This is a genomic window from Flavobacterium riviphilum (assembly GCF_055231795.1).
Genome location: NZ_JBUYSY010000003.1, coordinates 16,025 through 33,821, shown reverse-complemented (window position 1 = coordinate 33,821; position 17,797 = coordinate 16,025). Strand labels below are relative to the sequence as shown.

At 39.1% G+C, this 17,797-nt stretch carries 12 protein-coding genes; 5 read left to right on the top strand and 7 right to left on the bottom strand.

The annotated features are described in order from the left end of the window. Positions 1 to 66 precede the first annotated feature (66 nt). From ACZIX2_RS05010 to dnaE, 7 genes are all read right to left on the bottom strand, one after another. Positions 67 to 2,313 (bottom strand): TonB-dependent receptor family protein, encoded by a 2,247-nt coding sequence (locus ACZIX2_RS05010; RefSeq protein ID WP_463338991.1) that lies wholly within the window; start codon positions 2,311 to 2,313, stop codon positions 67 to 69. A 96-nt stretch (positions 2,314 to 2,409) separates the two neighbouring features. Then, a complete protein-coding gene (gene feoB / locus ACZIX2_RS05005; protein WP_463338990.1) occupies positions 2,410 to 4,512 on the bottom strand; it encodes a ferrous iron transport protein B in 2,103 nt (700 codons plus the stop codon). Between the two features lie 5 nt (positions 4,513 to 4,517). Continuing rightward, positions 4,518 to 4,748, bottom strand: coding sequence for a FeoA family protein (locus ACZIX2_RS05000; RefSeq protein WP_463338989.1), 231 nt, complete (start codon positions 4,746 to 4,748; stop codon positions 4,518 to 4,520). 99 nt (positions 4,749 to 4,847) lie between these two features. Beyond that, on the bottom strand, positions 4,848 to 5,513 hold the full coding sequence (locus ACZIX2_RS04995; protein WP_463338988.1) for an SCO family protein: 666 nt from the start codon (positions 5,511 to 5,513) through the stop codon (positions 4,848 to 4,850). Positions 5,514 to 5,666: 153 nt separating this feature from the next. Then, complete coding sequence (trxA, locus tag ACZIX2_RS04990; protein WP_463338987.1) at positions 5,667 to 5,984, bottom strand: thioredoxin; 318 nt, start codon at positions 5,982 to 5,984, stop codon at positions 5,667 to 5,669. 223 nt (positions 5,985 to 6,207) lie between these two features. After that, positions 6,208 to 7,125: an outer membrane beta-barrel protein gene (locus ACZIX2_RS04985; RefSeq protein WP_463338986.1), complete on the bottom strand. Its 918-nt coding sequence runs from the start codon at positions 7,123 to 7,125 to the stop codon at positions 6,208 to 6,210. A 172-nt stretch (positions 7,126 to 7,297) separates the two neighbouring features. Continuing rightward, a complete protein-coding gene (gene dnaE, locus ACZIX2_RS04980) occupies positions 7,298 to 11,845 on the bottom strand; it encodes a DNA polymerase III subunit alpha (protein WP_463338985.1) in 4,548 nt (1,515 codons plus the stop codon). A 676-nt stretch (positions 11,846 to 12,521) separates the two neighbouring features. Between dnaE and leuC the strand changes: the two genes are divergently transcribed. The 5 genes from leuC to leuB all read left to right on the top strand — a co-directional run bounded on the left by leuC (position 12,522) and on the right by leuB (position 17,791). Continuing rightward, positions 12,522 to 13,916, top strand: coding sequence for a 3-isopropylmalate dehydratase large subunit (leuC, locus tag ACZIX2_RS04975; RefSeq protein ID WP_463338984.1), 1,395 nt, complete (start codon positions 12,522 to 12,524; stop codon positions 13,914 to 13,916). A gap of 69 nt (positions 13,917 to 13,985) precedes the next feature. Then, positions 13,986 to 14,339: a four helix bundle protein gene (locus tag ACZIX2_RS04970; protein ID WP_463338983.1), complete on the top strand. Its 354-nt coding sequence runs from the start codon at positions 13,986 to 13,988 to the stop codon at positions 14,337 to 14,339. Positions 14,340 to 14,400: 61 nt separating this feature from the next. Next, on the top strand, positions 14,401 to 14,997 hold the full coding sequence (leuD, locus tag ACZIX2_RS04965) for a 3-isopropylmalate dehydratase small subunit (protein WP_463338982.1): 597 nt from the start codon (positions 14,401 to 14,403) through the stop codon (positions 14,995 to 14,997). 112 nt (positions 14,998 to 15,109) lie between these two features. Continuing rightward, a complete protein-coding gene (locus ACZIX2_RS04960) occupies positions 15,110 to 16,630 on the top strand; it encodes an alpha-isopropylmalate synthase regulatory domain-containing protein (protein ID WP_463338981.1) in 1,521 nt (506 codons plus the stop codon). A gap of 99 nt (positions 16,631 to 16,729) precedes the next feature. Next, complete coding sequence (gene leuB / locus ACZIX2_RS04955) at positions 16,730 to 17,791, top strand: 3-isopropylmalate dehydrogenase (protein ID WP_463338980.1); 1,062 nt, start codon at positions 16,730 to 16,732, stop codon at positions 17,789 to 17,791. The last annotated feature ends 6 nt before the right edge of the window (positions 17,792 to 17,797 follow it).

The following is a 17,797-nucleotide window of genomic DNA, read 5'->3' as shown; positions in this document are numbered from 1 at the left end:
GAAAGTTTGTATATAAAATTAAACCCAGATTCCGAATTAGAAATCTGGGTTAAAGGTAGGCTTTATTTAAAATTTGGCACCAATACTAATGTAAAAAGTACGTCCATCATTTGGCAATACGCCAGGTCCAGGATAACCTCCAGCACGACGAGTAGCATAACTAACATTCGTAAGATTATTAATTCCCGACTTAATATTATAATTCCCAAAAAAGTCATATTTCATAGAGAAATCATAGACGCTAAATCCTGCTAATGCCCCAGTTACACCGTTTGCTGATGGAGTTTCGGTGTTGTTGGCATCGGTATAAATCTTACTGGTTCTTCGATTTTGAAACGTGGTAGAAATATTTTTGAAATCCCAGCTAATCCCAAAATTGTGGATGTAGCGTGGTGCGTTTTCCACTTGTTTTCCAGCCAAATTGCTTTCAATAATCTCTTTTTTTCCAGTTATTGGATCAGTTTTTACTTGAGCCAATTTAAAATCAGTGTAAGTAGCATCAATGAAAGACATCGTAGCAAAGAAGTTAATATCTCCTATTGTCTCATTTACCTGAAATGCTTTGGCTACGTTCACATTTACAAATCCTTCAATTCCTTTGTGTGTAGTCTCCCCTAAGTTGGTTCGAAATAAAAAAGTTTTTTGTGTTGTTGGATCATCATTTTCGAATTTAGAAATTCCTCCCACTCTGTTTTGATATGACATATAAAAATACGACACATCAAAGTTTACAAAACCAAGAACAGAACCTCTATATCCAAAATCAAAATTGTAACCTTTTGCATCTTTCAAGTTTGGGTCAATCACATCGGTGGTTGCAGAAGGTGTCAAATCAGAGAATAAAACTGGACGGAAGGCTTGCGAAAAATTACCGTAAAAATTGGTTCTTTCCCATTTGTATTCTACCCCTAAACCAAACAATGCCACATTTCGAGTAATATCTTGCGGAGTCGCTATAACATCATTTCCATTGGTGATATTAATTCTTCCTTGGCTGGTAGATCGAATCGATTCGAAACGCACACCAGGAGTCACACTTAATCTTGGGGTAATTTTGAACTGATTTTCCGCAAAAGCGGCAAAATTGTCTGTGGTGAAATCTAAATCGCGGTTGTAACGACCTTCAATACTCAAATCAAAATCGGAACCCGTTGTTCCGCTTCCTTGTTGCAAACGGTTCATATTGGCTTGGTACAAACGAATTCCAAAGGCTAATTTTTGTTCTTCTGTTCCTAGTGTGTACTTAAAAATACTTCTGGTTTCTAAACCAATATTTTTATAAAAATCACGATCTACCTGACGATTGTCATAAGCATTTGTAGCTGGATTAATTGCATCGACCAAATTTGGAGCTTTTATAAAACCTACTGAATTTCGTTCTCCGATTAATCCAAAAAGTTTCGCATTAAAAGTCAAACGGTCACTGAATTGGGTATCCAAAATCAAAGCGCCTACATTCCAAGGCGTACCAAACCAGTTACGACTGCGAAGGGATTGCTGTGGATTGGCTTCAAATTGCGCATCTGTCAAACCTCCCGCTTGTTGCATATCATAATCCATATTGGTATATTCTGCCGAAAGTTTGGTTTTCTCGTTGAACTTGTACGCAAAATAAGCGTGGGTATTGCGCACCGCATAGCGCCCGTTTTCTCTCCAACCGTCCCCGTTTCTGGAATGATTGTACACGTAATAGTCTATTTTTTTTGTGGTGCCACCAATGGCGTTATAAGAACTAAATAAGCCATAGCTTCCCACCGTATTTTGCGTTTCGAAAGAGAAAGCCTTTTCGGTTTCGCGTTTCAATTCGTAGTTGAGCATTCCACCAAACTGAGAACCAAATTGTAGTGAAGCACCACCGCGAACCAATTGAATATTGGCTACTGCTTCCAATGGAGGATTGTAATACGCCTCTGGATAGCCAAATACATCCGAGGAAATATCATAGCCATTCTGACGTGTATTCAACTCCCAACTTCTGTTTGGACTCAAACCGCGAACCCCTACATTGATTTGTATTCCAGACCCCTCATTTTCCCAAATCGAAACACCAGGTACTTTCGCAAAAATTTCTCTTGCGTTGTTAGTCACCACATTTCCATTGGTGTTTAATAATGAAATCACTTCGTTTTTCTTACCAGAAAACAAACTATGGCCTTGTACTTCTTTTAAACGTTCTACAGGCTGTTTTTTATAATAAACCGTTACAGGATAAAGTCTTTTGATACTGTCATGGAGTGCAACATCATTAGCATCTGTCTGTCCCAATACTATACTGCTTGTAAGGAGTACAAGCGCAACAAAATACGATTTCATTTTTATTTAGATTAATTCTACACGGCAAAGGTATAAGGAATTCTTAATTTAGACAAATTAAAAATTAGATAATCCTTAACTTTTTTTTGGCAGAACTTAAGACAATACTTGATAGACCACCAAGGCCATGGTGTAGGCGAAAATACTCATAAAAAGAAGTTGTCCCAAAGGCCAGCGCCAACTGTTGGTTTCTTTTCGTGTCACCGCTAAGGTACTAACACATTGCATGGCAAAAGCATAAAAGAGAAGTAAGGAAATCCCAGAGGCAAAATTGAAGACTTTTTCACCTGTCAAAGGATTGATTTCGGATTGCATTTTACTCTTAATCGTATCTTCGTTATCGGTGTCGCCCACGCTGTAAATCGTAGCCAAAGTTCCCACAAAGACTTCTCTGGCAGCAAAAGAACTAATGATGGCTATCCCTATTTTCCAATCGTATCCCAAAGGCGTCAAAACTGGTTCGATAGATTTACCCATCAATCCGATATAGGAATTCTCCAATTTTTGAGAAGCGACTTCGTTATCAAAGGCTGTCTTAGAAAGTGGTTGATCAGCATGTTTGGCTACTACAATTTGCTCTGCATTGCTGAAGTTTTCACCTGGGCCATAGGATGCCAAAAACCACAAAATGATGGAAATGGCTAAAATGATTTTTCCAGCCCCCACAACAAACGATTTGGTTTTTTCGATCACATTGATGGCTACGTTTTTAAATAAAGGCCATTTATAGTTGGGCATTTCCACAATAAAATAAGATTTCCCTCTAATATGCAACACTTTGTTCAACACATAAGCCGAAAAAATAGCCATACCAAAACCCAACATATATAGCAACATCAGGGTTAGGCCTTGCAAGTTGAAAATTCCCAACATCCTTTGATCTGGAATGACCAAGCCAATAATGATGGCATAAACCGGCAAACGGGCCGAACAAGTGGTAAACGGAGTAACCAAAATAGTAATCAAGCGTTCTTTCCAATTTTCGATATTGCGGGTAGCCATAATCGCTGGAATGGCACAAGCGGTTCCAGATACCAAAGGCACGACACTTTTGCCAGATAATCCAAACTTGCTCATGATTTTATCCATCAAAAACACTACACGACTCATATACCCACTCTCTTCGAGTATCGAAATGAACAAAAACAAAAAGGCAATTTGAGGAATAAAAATTAAGATTCCGCCAATTCCGGGAATAATCCCTTGCGAAATCAAATTGGTCAACATCCCGGCAGGTAACACCTCGGCCGACCAAGCGCTTAAGCTAGCAAAAGTGGCATCGATAAAATCCATAGGTACTTCGGACCACACAAAAATGGATTGAAAAATACCAAAAAGAATACAAAAGAAAATCACATAACCCCATAATTTATGCGTCAACACTCGATCCAATTGCGCTCTAAAATCTTTAGCAATAGCTTGATCAACGGTCATTCCCACTTTCAACACATCGTTGATGAATTGGTAGCGTTTGATGGTTTCCTTTTGTTGCAATCGTTTCAAATCCGAATGCGATTTGGTAAACGTACTCTGGATTTCTTTGCGTTCCAAATTCAAAAAGTTCACATCTTGGGTAATCACTAACCACAGTTTGTACAACAATTGGTTGGGGAACGCTTTTTGCAAACTAGCAAAATACTCGGTATCAATGACCGAGGCATTCATACACGGTTCCGTAGGGAGTGATTTATAAGAAACAATTAGATTTTTTAGTTCTTCAATTCCTTGTCCTTTTCTGGAACTCACCAACGCAATTTTGGTTTTCAGCTTCTCTTCCAGATAAGGAATATCTAAGCTAATGCCTTTGTATTCCATACGATCCGCCATATTGATGACCAAAATCGTGGGAATTTCTAGGTCTTTGATTTGAGTAAAAAGCAACAAATTACGTTTTAAATTCTCCACATCGGTCACCACTATGGCTACATCGGGATACAATTTATCGTTTTTGTTGAGCAGTAATTCAATCACCACATTTTCATCAATCGAACTGGCATTCAAGCTATAGGTTCCAGGTAAATCCAGAATATTGGCTTTAAAATTATAAGGCAGTTTACAAAATCCTACCTTTTTTTCGACAGTAATACCGGGATAATTACCAACTTGTTGATTCAGACCCGTTAGTTGATTAAATACAGAGGTTTTCCCCACATTCGGGTTCCCTATCAAAGCGACATTGATATTGTGATTGCTGGTCATTTGCTTTATTGGATTCGTTCCACTTCTATTTCCTGAGCCGTTGCTACGCGAATGGCTACGTGCGATCCGTTAATATTCAAATACAAGGGATCACCGAAGGGAGCAATTTGCAACAATTCCACTTCATTACCCGGCAAACAGCCCATTTCGAGCAATTTTAAAGGAATAGCGTCGATATCAAAATCTTTGATGATGGCTTTATCGCCTTTTTTAAGTAAATGTAGTGTGGTTCGCAAATCTTATTTAGATTGAATTTAGATTGCAAAAATACATATTAAAATAGAAATTCAAATGATTATTATCAGGATTTATACAGAACCGCTACTGAATTTTGGCTAATTGGAACACAAAAAGTTAATATCTTCAAGCAATCGGGTCATGTCCTCTTTTTTGGTTCCATCATAAAAACCACGAACACGTCTTTTTTGATCGACCAAGACAAAATTTTCGGTATGTACCATATCGTACAATTCCTCGGGTTTTCCTAATTTCACTGCCAAATACGATTTTCGAGCCATTGTATAAATTTCCTTTTTATCGCCGGTAACCAAGTTCCATTTGCGGTCTATCACCCCGTGTTCAAGAGCGTATTTTTTTAAAACAGGCACACTATCGGTCTCGGGAAAAACCGTGTGCGACAACAGCATTACTTTGGGATTATTTTTGATAGCCGCTTGCACTTCGGCCATGTTTTTGGTCATTTTGGGACAAATCGAACCACAAGTGGTAAAGAAAAAATCGGCCACATACACTTTCCCTTCATAATCCTTTTGGGTAATCGTCTTCCCATTTTGATTCACAAAAGCAAAATCGGCAATCGTATGTGCTTTACTCACATATTGTACGGTACTATCTACCATTTCCGGATTCACATCGGCCGGATTGTATATGGGCAATGTTTTTTCGGGCTTCAAGGCGTTATAAAACAAACTAATGGTTACTACAGAAAAGAGCAGTAGAACGCCAAAAAACAATCGGTATTTATAGAAGAAAGCTTTCATTAGCAATTGAAAAAAGGGGGCATGATTAAAGAATAATTCGCCACAAAAATAAGAAAACGTACCAAAATTTGACCTAAAAAGCTCTTGGATTGGTAAACAAAAAAAGAGGTTTTACACATGCAAAACCTCTTTTTCTTTGACTTGTATTATGAATTACAACAAAGCGTCTAAGCTATCAGCATAGGTTTGCTTTGGCGCTACACCTACTTGTTTGCCTACTACTTCACCGTTTTGGAAAATTAAAACAGTAGGAATATTACGTACTCCGTATTTGGCTGCAAATTCTTGGTTAGCGTCTACATCCACTTTTCCAATTACCGCTTTACCTTCGTACTCACTGCTTAACTCATCAATGATTGGGCCAACCATTCTACAAGGTCCACACCATGCTGCCCAAAAATCTACCATTACGGGTTTGTCTGATTTCAATACTACTTCTTCAAAAGTAGCGTCTGTTATTGCTAATGCCATTTTGTATTTGTTTTAAAAACCCTTATCCGAAAGATTAGAGTGTTGATTGATAAATTATTTCGAGGCCAAATTTAGGAATAATATATCAATCCTAAAACTTCAATTTATTAGTTTTGGCTATACACAAATTGTTTGTTTTTATATTTCCTTTGGATAAAGATGAGGGACAAAAAAAAGTTGTTACCGCAGCAACAACTTTTTCATAACCTTTATGATAAATGGATTACAAACTGTATTTCAACCCTACAGTCATTCCTAAACCACTAATCCCAACATAAGAACTTAATTCGTTCAAAGCTTTGGAAGTATCCACTCCATTTGGATTAGTAATAGCGTTTGAAGTAGTAGTTAATTTGTCTACATAATTTGTATGAATCTGAGAATACGTTCTGGTACTCAATTTGTCCTGACCGTTTACCGTAAACATAGTGGTCTCTTTTGTCTTTCCGTGTACGGTAAAGTTACGGTATTCTAATTCCGCATAAAGCGAAAGGTTTTTCCCAATTTTATAAGAAGTTCCCATTACCGCTGAGAAGCCAATGGTTGGATTTGGTTTCACCACATCTTTGCTTCTAACTTGGCCCATAATTGGCAAACCTGTAGCTGGATTCACAGCCACTGGAGCCAATGCATCTGAAGTAATTTCTAAATCACCGTGTACTGGTACTAAAACACCTACTTTTGTATAAGGCTCAAAACCTTTGTGCTCACCTAAAAACAAAACTAAGGCAGGAGCCAAATCAAAAGCTGTGATTTGTCCAACAGAGGTAAAATTATATACATTTCCAGTAGGAATATAAGGAACATCTGTAGTGGTTTTAGCCATCGTTTTATCAATACTATTGTAGTAATTGATTCCCATTTCTACCCCTAATCTTTCGTTAAAACGGTATCCCGCAGTAATACCTGTTCTGAAACCTTCTCCAAAAGAACCAGTAATACTTTCTTCAGACACTAATTTTCCTCCTTGATATACTTTATCCAAAGCATCTTTACCACCAACGGTTGGAAATTCAGTAGCAGCGGTTTGCATAAAATAGGAACCCCCTAATTTAAAATACCAACTCTCTTTTTTTTCTGTTTGTGCCAATAAAGTACTTGCACACAATAGGAAACTTAATGATAATACTAATTTTTTCATGATTTTTGAATTAAAATGCAATATTACCATTTAAAACTATTCGCTTTTATTTACTATGCATGCATACTATCGTAAACTACTCAATACCGCAGTACTTTTAAGACAATACTACATACTCAATAAAATAGACCTGATTTTACCTCATAATCATAAAAACATTAACATTAAAAAATTAGTTCAATTTAAAGTTAATCTGCATTTTTTCGAGGGCAAACAATAAAGGATTGGAGATTTTCACTTTCAATTTACGACTAGGCATACTCAATTTGGTGACCACTTTGACCTCTTCAATCTCTTCCATTTTGGCCACAGGCGCCGTCATAGATTGCCCTCCAATTCCTTCTTCATCAAAATCAGGATGCGACTCAAAATCTTCTGCCTCTAGCTCTTCTGCCTCGGACGTTTTGAGGACCATTTTCCGAATTCTTTCAAGTTCCATGACTTCAAATGTGACCGTATGCTCACCTTGATTCTCATGAAACAGTTGCTGCAATTGCAACACAAATTCGGGTTGTATATCATTAATATTAAGCAATAACACTAATTTTTTGGCATAGGCTTCTAATACATCTTGTAATTGCTTTACCTCAACAAATTGAATTCTAGGCTCTGCACGTTTGCCCGTCTCTTGATTGACCCAACCTTCCTTAATCAAAAGTTTGATATAGGTGTAATTGTTTTGAATAAAGAAATGGCGAAACTTTAAATACTCTTCGCCAAAAATGCGAAACTCATAGTTTTCATCATACCCTTCCAAAGTAAACATTCCCCAACCTTTTCCATTTTTGGCTACGCGGTGTTGCACATTGTTAATGATCCCGCCTACAGCAAGGGTTTTCCCTACATGTTGCTCCAAATTTTTAAGGGCTTCCAGTCGGACATTACAAAAATGTTTCATTTCGAATTTATAATCGTCTAGCGGATGACCCGAAATGTAAATCCCCACCACTTCTTTTTCTTTGGCCAATTTTTCCATGGTGCTCCAATCTTCGCAGGGAGGCACCACGGGTTCGGCGATTTGCACTTCGCTGGTTTCGCCAAACAAACTCACTTGAGAGGAATTTTCATTGTCTTGATACTTGGCCCCATAACGCATGGCTTTTTCATAAAAGGTAATGCCATCGCCGTCGTCATGAAAATATTGGGCACGAGTAGTCCCTTCGAAGGAGTCAAATCCTCCGGCTAATGCTAAATTTTCGAAAGCTTTTTTATTGGCAGCACGCAAATCAATACGTTTGGCCAAATCAAATATCGATTTGTATTTGCCGTTTTTACGGTTTTCGACTATAGTAGCCACCGCACCAGACCCCACTCCTTTGATGGCCCCCATCCCAAAACGGATAGCATAATTTTCGTTTACCGTAAATTTATAAAACGATTCGTTCACATCGGGGCCCAACACCTGCAATCCCATACGCTTACATTCCTCCATAAAAAACGATACTTGTTTGATATCGTTCATATTATTGGAAAGCACCGCCGCCATATATTCGGCCGGATAATGCGCTTTCAAATAAGCGGTTTGATAAGCAATCCAAGCATAACAAGTAGAGTGCGATTTGTTGAAGGCATAACTCGCAAAGGCTTCCCAGTCTTTCCATATTTTTTCGAGTATGGTAGCATCATGTCCTTTGGCAGCGGCTTGCTCGACAAATTTGGGTTTCATTTTGTCCAAAACATCTTTCTGCTTTTTTCCCATGGCCTTACGCAATACGTCGGCCTCCCCTTTGGTGAAACCGGCCAAAGATTGAGACAAAAGCATTACCTGTTCTTGATATACGGTAATTCCATAGGTTTCCGACAAATATTCGGCGCAAGCCTCTAAATCGTATTTGATTTCTTCTTCTCCATTTTTACGACGAACGAAAGAAGGAATATACTCCAACGGTCCCGGACGGTATAAGGCATTCATGGCTATCAAATCTCCAAACACTGTCGGCTTAAGGTCCTTCATGTACTTTTGCATCCCGGGCGACTCGTATTGGAAAACCCCTACGGTTTCTCCGCGTTGAAACAATTCGTACGTTTTGACATCGTCAATTGGAAAATTATCAGGGTCCAATTGAATTCCGGTTCTATATTTAACCAGCTTAACGGTATCTTTAATTAAGGTAAGGGTCTTCAAACCCAAGAAGTCCATTTTCAGCAATCCCGCACTCTCGGCCACCGAGTTGTCAAATTGGGTCACATACAAATCCGAATCCTTAGCCGTTGTCACCGGTACATAATTGGTAATATCCGAAGGGGTAATAATTACTCCACAGGCATGGATTCCGGTATTTCGCATGGAACCTTCTAGGATCTTGGCCTGCTGTATGGTTTCGCCAGCCAAATCGCCCTCGTTGGCAATAGCCACCAATTCCTTAATCCGATCAAACTCTTCTGAATTTTTTAAGGCCCCTTTTATGTTTTCTTCCTTTTCAGCAATAAATCGAGCCAAATTCCACTTGGAAGGCATCATGGCAGGAATCAGCTTGGCAATCCGATCCGCTTCAAACAAAGGCAAATCCAAAACACGAGCCGTATCTCGAATAGCCGATTTCGTAGCCATTTTACCATAAGTAATAATTTGCGCTACTTGATTGGCACCATATTTATTGATAACATACTCCATGACACGTCCGCGGCCTTCGTCGTCAAAATCGATATCAATATCGGGCATGGACACACGATCCGGATTTAGGAAACGCTCAAAAAGCAAATCGTACTTAATCGGGTCAATATTGGTAATTCCCAAACAATACGCTACTGCCGATCCCGCTGCCGATCCACGACCTGGACCTACCGAAACATCCATTTTACGGGCTTCGGCGATGAAATCCTGTACAATCAAGAAATAACCCGGATAACCTGAATTGGAAATGGTCAACAATTCAAAATCCAAACGTTCTTGAATTGATTCGGTGATTTCACCATAACGACGCTTGGCTCCTTCCATAGTTAAATAACGCAAATACGCGTTTTCCCCTCGCACGCCTCCATCTACCTCATCTTCTGGCACCATAAATTCCTGTGGAATGTCGTATTTGGGCAACAATACATCGCGGTACAAAGAATACACTTCGACTTTGTTGATTATTTCTTGGATGTTGATGATGGCTTCAGGCAAATCAGCAAAGAGTTTTTTCATTTCCTCTCCTGATTTGTAATAATATTCCTGATTAGGCAATCCATATCTATAGCCTCGTCCCCTTCCTATTGGAGTGGCTTGCTTTTCGCCGTCTTTCACACACAACAAAATATCGTGTGCATTGGCGTCTTCTTTATTTAAATAATAGGTATTGTTGGTGGCTATGAGCTTAATTTGATGCTTTTTAGAAAACTCAATCAAGGTTTTGTTAACTCTATTTTCATCTTCTTGGTTGTGACGCATGATTTCGAGATAGAAATCGGCACCAAATTGGGCATGCCACCATAACAAAGCTTCCTCGGCTTGTTTTTCGCCTACATTCAAAATTTTACTCGGAATTTCTCCGTATAAATTTCCAGACAACACCATAATGTCGTCTTTATATTGTTCTACTATCGTTCTATCGATTCTAGGCACGTAATAAAACCCTTCGGTGTAGGCAATAGAGGCCATTTTGGCCAAGTTGTGGTAGCCGTTTTTATTTTTGGCCAATAAAACTACTTGATATCCGTTGTCTTTTTTGGATTTATCCAATCGATTGTCGCAAATATTAAACTCGCACCCAACAATAGGTTTAATCTCGGTTTCAGTAGGTGCTTCTCCACTCTCCACCAACGCTTTATTTTTAGCAGACGCCGATTTGTTGTGATTCATCACGGCACTTACAAAATGGAAAGCCCCCATCATGTTGCCCGTATCCGTCATGGCTACGGCGGGAAAATTGTTTTTGGCAGTGGCTGCTACTAATGCACCAATAGCGATCGTAGATTGTAAAACCGAAAATTGGGTATGATTGTGTAAATGCGCAAAATTAGCCGCAGAAAAATCTTTTTTATCGGCTTCGGTCCAAATGGGTGCATCGGGAGCAACGTTTTTCTCTTTGAATTGGGCTCGAATCGCATCCGAAGCGGCCTTGAGATTGATATGTTTTAAACCAATTAAAGGAAAAGGATTGGGGTTTTGCTCCCTAAATTCTCTAAAGTAGGTTGGTTCCACCTCCAATTCTTCTTTGGTGAAAATCTCCGTACGAATCAACTCCAAAAAACAACGGGTGGTAGCCTCTACGTCGGCAGTAGCGTTATGAGCTTCGGCAAAAGGTTGATCAAACAAATATTGATGCAACTCGGTAAGCGTAGGCAGCTTGAACTTTCCTCCACGCCCTCCTGGCAATTTCAATAAGGAGGCCGTTACTTCGGTACAAGTATCCAAAATCGGCATTTGAGTCAACGATGATTCCACCCCCATTCGATAGAACTCGCACCCCATAATATTCACGTCGAAGCCCACGTTTTGCCCCACAATAAACTTGGCTTTGGAAAGCGCTATGGTAAACTTTTCCAAAACTTCGGCCAAGGGTACTCCTTCTGCTTGTGCCAATTCGGTGGAAATTCCGTGTATGCGTTCGGCATCATACGGAATATTGAACCCCTCGGGTTGTACTAAATAATCTTGATGCTCTAAGAGATTTCCCATAGCATCATGCAACTGCCAAGCAATCTGTATACATCTTGGCCAGTTATCCGTATCCGTTAATGGTGCGGCCCAACTCTTGGGCAATCCTGTGGTTTCGGTATCAAATATTAAGTACATAGGCTGGTATAACAAAATTTAAAAATTCAAACGCCATAATCCAAAACGTAACCCTCTGATTTTAGTCCAACTGGAAAATAGCTTGAATGAATTTGTGGAACCTCAAAATTAGTTTTTTTTTGAAGAATTAAAACCTCAAATCCTTTTTAATTTATCAAGATAATGTTGCCTTGCGAATGGCAAAACAAGTAAGGGCTTCTGGCCGTAATCCATTAAATTTCATTTTTGGATGTCGTAAAACGAAACTAGAAAAAACAGATACCAACCAACTAAAAGATGAAATTTTATCCTACAAATACAACATAAATACAAAACAAGTTACAACAAGTTTTTTAATTCAAAACCGAACAATTAATACATATTTTGCAATAAACCAATTAACAAATACAACAATATTGCGAATAACATAATAAAACTGCATTATCCAAAAAGGATTTGAATTTCTATTACATTCCCCATCCTTCAAAGCATAGGAATCGAAAACAACGGATAAAATTGCAAGGCACAAAGCTCAGATGAAGTAAAAAACAGGAGTTTCTGTAATTTGGGTATCGTATATACTCTCATTTGGAAATTGTTCCCTTTAAAGGGTTTTTTACTTTTGTTTCCCAAACGACAATTTTTGTGGGAAATCAATCCCCATAGTAAGACCAATACAATTAAAAAAATAGTTAACATGAGTACTACATTATTCGACAAAGTATGGGATTCGCACGTGGTGCGTAAAATTGAGGATGGACCAGACGTTTTCTTCATTGACCGTCATTTCATTCACGAAGTTACCAGTCCTGTTGCTTTTTTAGGATTAAAAGCTAGAGGTGTAAACGTATTGTTTCCAGAACGTACTTTTGCTACTGCCGATCATAATACCCCTACTATCAACCAACATTTGCCTGTAGCCGATCCACTTTCGGCCAACCAATTAAAAGCCCTAGAGGATAACGCTAACGAATATGGTATTTCGCATTGGGGATTAGGTCATCAAAAAAATGGCATTGTTCACGTAGTAGGTCCAGAAAACGGAATTACATTACCAGGATCCACTATCGTTTGTGGGGATTCGCATACTTCAACTCACGGGGCTTTTGGTGCTATCGCTTTTGGAATAGGTACTTCCGAAGTAGAAATGGTATTGTCTACACAATGTATCATGCAGCCCAAACCCAAAAAAATGCGCATCAATGTGAACGGACAATTGAATAAAGGTGTCACGCCAAAGGATGTGGCTTTATACATTATCTCCAAATTGACTACATCAGGAGGAACAGGTTATTTTGTAGAATATGCCGGAGATGTTTTTGAAAAAATGAGCATGGAAGGACGTATGACGGTTTGTAATTTGAGCATCGAAATGGGCGCTCGCGGCGGAATGATTGCACCGGACCAAACCACTTTCGATTTCTTGGAAGGTCGTTTGTATGCTCCAAAAGGAGAAGCATGGGAAAAAGCCGTGGCGTATTGGAAAACTTTAAAAACGGATGCCGATGCTGTTTTTGATGCCGAATTGACTTTTGATGCAGCAGATATCGAACCTATGATTACCTACGGTACCAATCCAGGAATGGGTATTGGAATCTCTCAAAACATCCCAAATGCCAATGAAGTAGAAGGTGGAGCCGAAACGTACAAAAAATCATTACAATACATGGGCTTCCATGAATCGGATGCTATGATTGGAAAAACTATAGATTATGTATTCTTAGGCAGTTGTACAAACGGACGTATCGAAGATTTTAGAGCTTTTGCCGAAATTGTAAAAGGAAGAAAAAAAGCCGATAACGTAACCGCTTGGTTAGTACCTGGATCGCATGTAGTAGAAGCGCAAATTAAAGAAGAAGGAATTTTGGACATCTTAACCGAGGCTGGTTTTGTTTTACGTCAACCGGGATGTTCGGCTTGTTTAGCCATGAACGATGACAAAGTACCTGCCGGAAAATATGCGGTAAGTACTTCTAACCGAAACTTCGAAGGCCGTCAAGGTCCTGGTTCAAGAACGTTGTTAGCCTCTCCTATCATGGCAGCAGCAGCGGCCGTTACCGGAAAATTGACCGACCCAAGGGAGTTGATGTAGATAAGCTACGGGCTTGGGGCAGTGGGCAATCAACTGAAAGCTCATGGCTCGAAGCCGACAGCCAAAAATATGAGAGATTTTAGAAAGTATACTATTTGGCAAGAAAGTCATTTGTTTACACTTGAAGTTTATCAGGTAACAAAAGAATTTCCAAAAGAAGAATTATTTGGATTAACAAGTCAATTGAGAAGAGCAGTTTCTTCTATTCCAACAAATTTTGCTGAAGGTTGTGGTTCTAATTCCGAAAAAGAATTTGCAAGATATTTGAATATTGCAATTGCTTCTTGTTCAGAAGTTGAATATTTACTATTACTTACCTTTGACTTAAACTATTTAAAACCTGAAATTCATCAGACTTTAGAAAGCAAAGTGATTCAAATAAGAAAACAGATTTATCAATTAAGACTAAAATTAAATCAATAAAATTACAGCAGTTTTTGCCCAAAGCCCTAAGCTCAAAGCCGACTGCCAAAAACAAATCACAATGGCATACGATAAATTTACCATCCTTACTAGTAGTGCAGTGCCACTACCCATAGAAAACGTCGATACTGATCAAATTATCCCAGCGCGTTTTCTAAAAGCTACCAAACGTGAAGGTTTTGGAGATAACTTATTTAGAGATTGGCGCTATAATGGAGACGATACTCCCAAAGCCGATTTTGTTTTAAACGATGCAACTTATACCGGAAAAATCTTGGTCGGTGGAAAAAACTTTGGTTCAGGTTCCTCCCGTGAGCACGCGGCTTGGGCAGTGTATGACTATGGCTTCCGTGCAGTAGTTTCGTCCTTCTTTGCTGATATTTTCAAAGGAAATTGTTTGAATATTGGGGTTTTACCCGTGCAAGTAAGTCCAGAATTTTTAGAAAACATCTTCAAAGCGATAGAAGCGGATCCTAATACCGAATTGGAAATCAATTTACCCGAACAAACCATTACCTTGTTAGCCACAGGACAAAGTGAATCTTTTGCTATCAATGGCTACAAGAAAAACAACTTACTAAATGGTTTTGACGACATTGATTACTTGCAAAACATCAAAGAAGAAATAACTGAATTTGCCAGTAAACTGCCTTACTAATACTATTTTCTCAAACCCAGTTACTTTAGCTTAACCAATACGGTCAGGCTAGAGTAACTGTTTTGGAATTGTTGTGGTGGATTACCTTCCACTTTGGTCTTAATTTTTGAACATGGAAAAAAGAAAAATCGAAATCATGGATACCACGTTACGCGACGGAGAACAAACTTCGGGCGTATCGTTTTCGGCTGCAGAAAAATTAACCATTGCTCAATTATTACTCGAAGAATTAAATATTGACCGAATTGAAATTGCCTCTGCTAGAGTGAGCGAAGGTGAATTTCAAGGGGTAAAAGGCATTATGGACTGGGCCGCGGCCAAAGGATATACTGATCGTGTAGAAGTATTATCTTTTGTTGATGGCGGCATCTCGATCGAATGGATGAAAAAAGCAGGAGCCAAAGTCCAGAATTTATTGACCAAAGGCTCACTCAACCATTTGACCCATCAATTAAAAAAAACACCCGAGCAACATTTTGCAGAAATTGCTGCTTGTATTGCCTTGGCCAAGGAAAATGGCATTGCTACCAATGTTTACCTTGAAGATTGGAGTAATGGTATGCGTCATTCTCCAGACTATGTCATGCAATATTTGGATTTTATCACCAAACAGCCCATTCAACGGGTGTTGCTACCCGACACTTTGGGCGTTTTAATCCCTTCAGATACCTATAAGTACATCGCTACGATTACTCAAAAATACCCTAACATTCATTTCGATTTTCACGCTCATAACGATTATGATTTGAGTGTGGCCAATGCAATGGAAGCCATAAAAGCAGGTATCAGCGGTTTACACGTGACTGTAAATGGAATGGGTGAACGTGCTGGAAACACACCATTAGAGAGCACTGTTGCCGTAATCAATGATTTTTTACCCCAAGTAATAATCAATGTCAAGGAAACGTCTCTTTATTCGGTGAGTAAACTTGTAGAGACTTTTACTGGATACCGAATTCCAGCAAATAAGCCTATAGTGGGAGACAATGTTTTTACACAAACCGCTGGTATTCATGCTGATGGAGACAACAAAAACAACCTATATTTCAACGATTTACTACCCGAACGATTTGGCAGAAAACGAAAATACGCTTTAGGCAAAACTTCGGGCAAAGCCAATATCGAAAAAAATCTTCAAGAACTCGGATTGCATCTCAATCAAGAAGATTTGAAATTGGTTACCCAACGCATCATCGAATTGGGAGACAAAAAAGAAACCGTTACCAAGGAAGATTTGCCTTATATCATTTCGGATGTTTTGGACAGTCAATCGTATCAAGAACGCATCCTCGTCGATTCGTATGTTTTAGTACATGCCAAAGGCATGCGCCCCTCGACTACACTTTGTTTGAAAATTGATGGCGAAACTATTGAAGAAAATGCACAAGGCGACGGACAATTTGATGCCTTTATGAATGCCCTACGCAAGATCTACAAAAAGAAAAAAATGCAATTACCCAAATTGGTAGATTATGCTGTTCGAATCCCCCCAGGAAGTAGTTCCGATGCCCTTTGCGAAACCGTTATTACTTGGACAAGCAACGGCAAAGAATTTAAAACACGAGGATTGGATTCAGATCAAACCGTGGCGGCTATTGTTGCCACACAAAAAATGTTGAATGTAATCCATTAAAAAGCCACTAAGGATCTAAGTTTCTAAGTTTTCAAAAAAAGACTTAGAATTTTAGAAACTTAGAATTTTAGAATTTTAGAAACTAAAAAATAATAAACAATGAAATTAAACATAGCCCTTTTAGCCGGTGACGGTATTGGCCCAGAAGTAATTCAAGAAGCCGTAAAAGTATCGGATGCTATAGCTAAAAAATTTAATCACGACATCACTTGGACTCCCGCGCTAACCGGAGCTTGCGCCATCGATGCAGTAGGAGTGCCTTATCCAGATGAAACGCACGAAATCTGTATGAAAGCCGATGCGGTACTTTTTGGCGCCATTGGCCACCCAAAATACGATAACGACCCAAGTGCCAAAGTACGTCCTGAGCAAGGTTTGCTATTGATGCGCAAAAAATTGGGATTATTTGCCAATGTACGCCCTACTTTTACTTTCCCTTCTTTGATTGACAATTCTCCTTTAAAGAGAGAAAGAATTGAAGGTACTGATTTAGTATTCTTGAGAGAACTTACTGGTGGAATTTATTTTGGCGAAAAAGGAAGAATAGACGAAGGTGAAACTGCTTTTGACAATTGTGTATACACCAGAGCCGAAGTACAACGTTTGGCTAAAAAAGGTTTTGAATTGGCGATGAGTCGTTCTAAAAAATTATGTTGTGTAGACAAAGCCAATGTACTTGAAACCTCTCGTTTGTGGAGAGAAACAGTACAAGCGATGGCCAAAGACTATCCAGAAGTTGAAGTAAGCTACGAGTTTGTCGATGCTGTTGCTATGCGTTTGGTACAATGGCCAAACTCTTACGATGTATTGATTACCGAAAATTTATTTGGAGACATCCTAACCGATGAAGCTTCGGTAATTTCAGGTTCTATGGGATTAATGCCATCGGCTTCTGTTGGAGAACACACCTCTTTATACGAACCCATTCACGGATCGTATCCACAAGCCACTGGATTAAACATTGCCAATCCATTAGCTACTATACTTTCGGCCGCCATGATGTTTGAAGATGCTTTTGGTTTAAAAGAAGAAGCGCAAGCCATAAGAGCCGTTGTCAACAAATCTTTAGCCGAAGGTGTTGTTACCGAAGATCTAGCTGCCAAAGGAGCTAAAGCCTACAAAACAAGCGAAGTGGGCGATTGGTTAGTGGCCAATTTGTAATCTTTC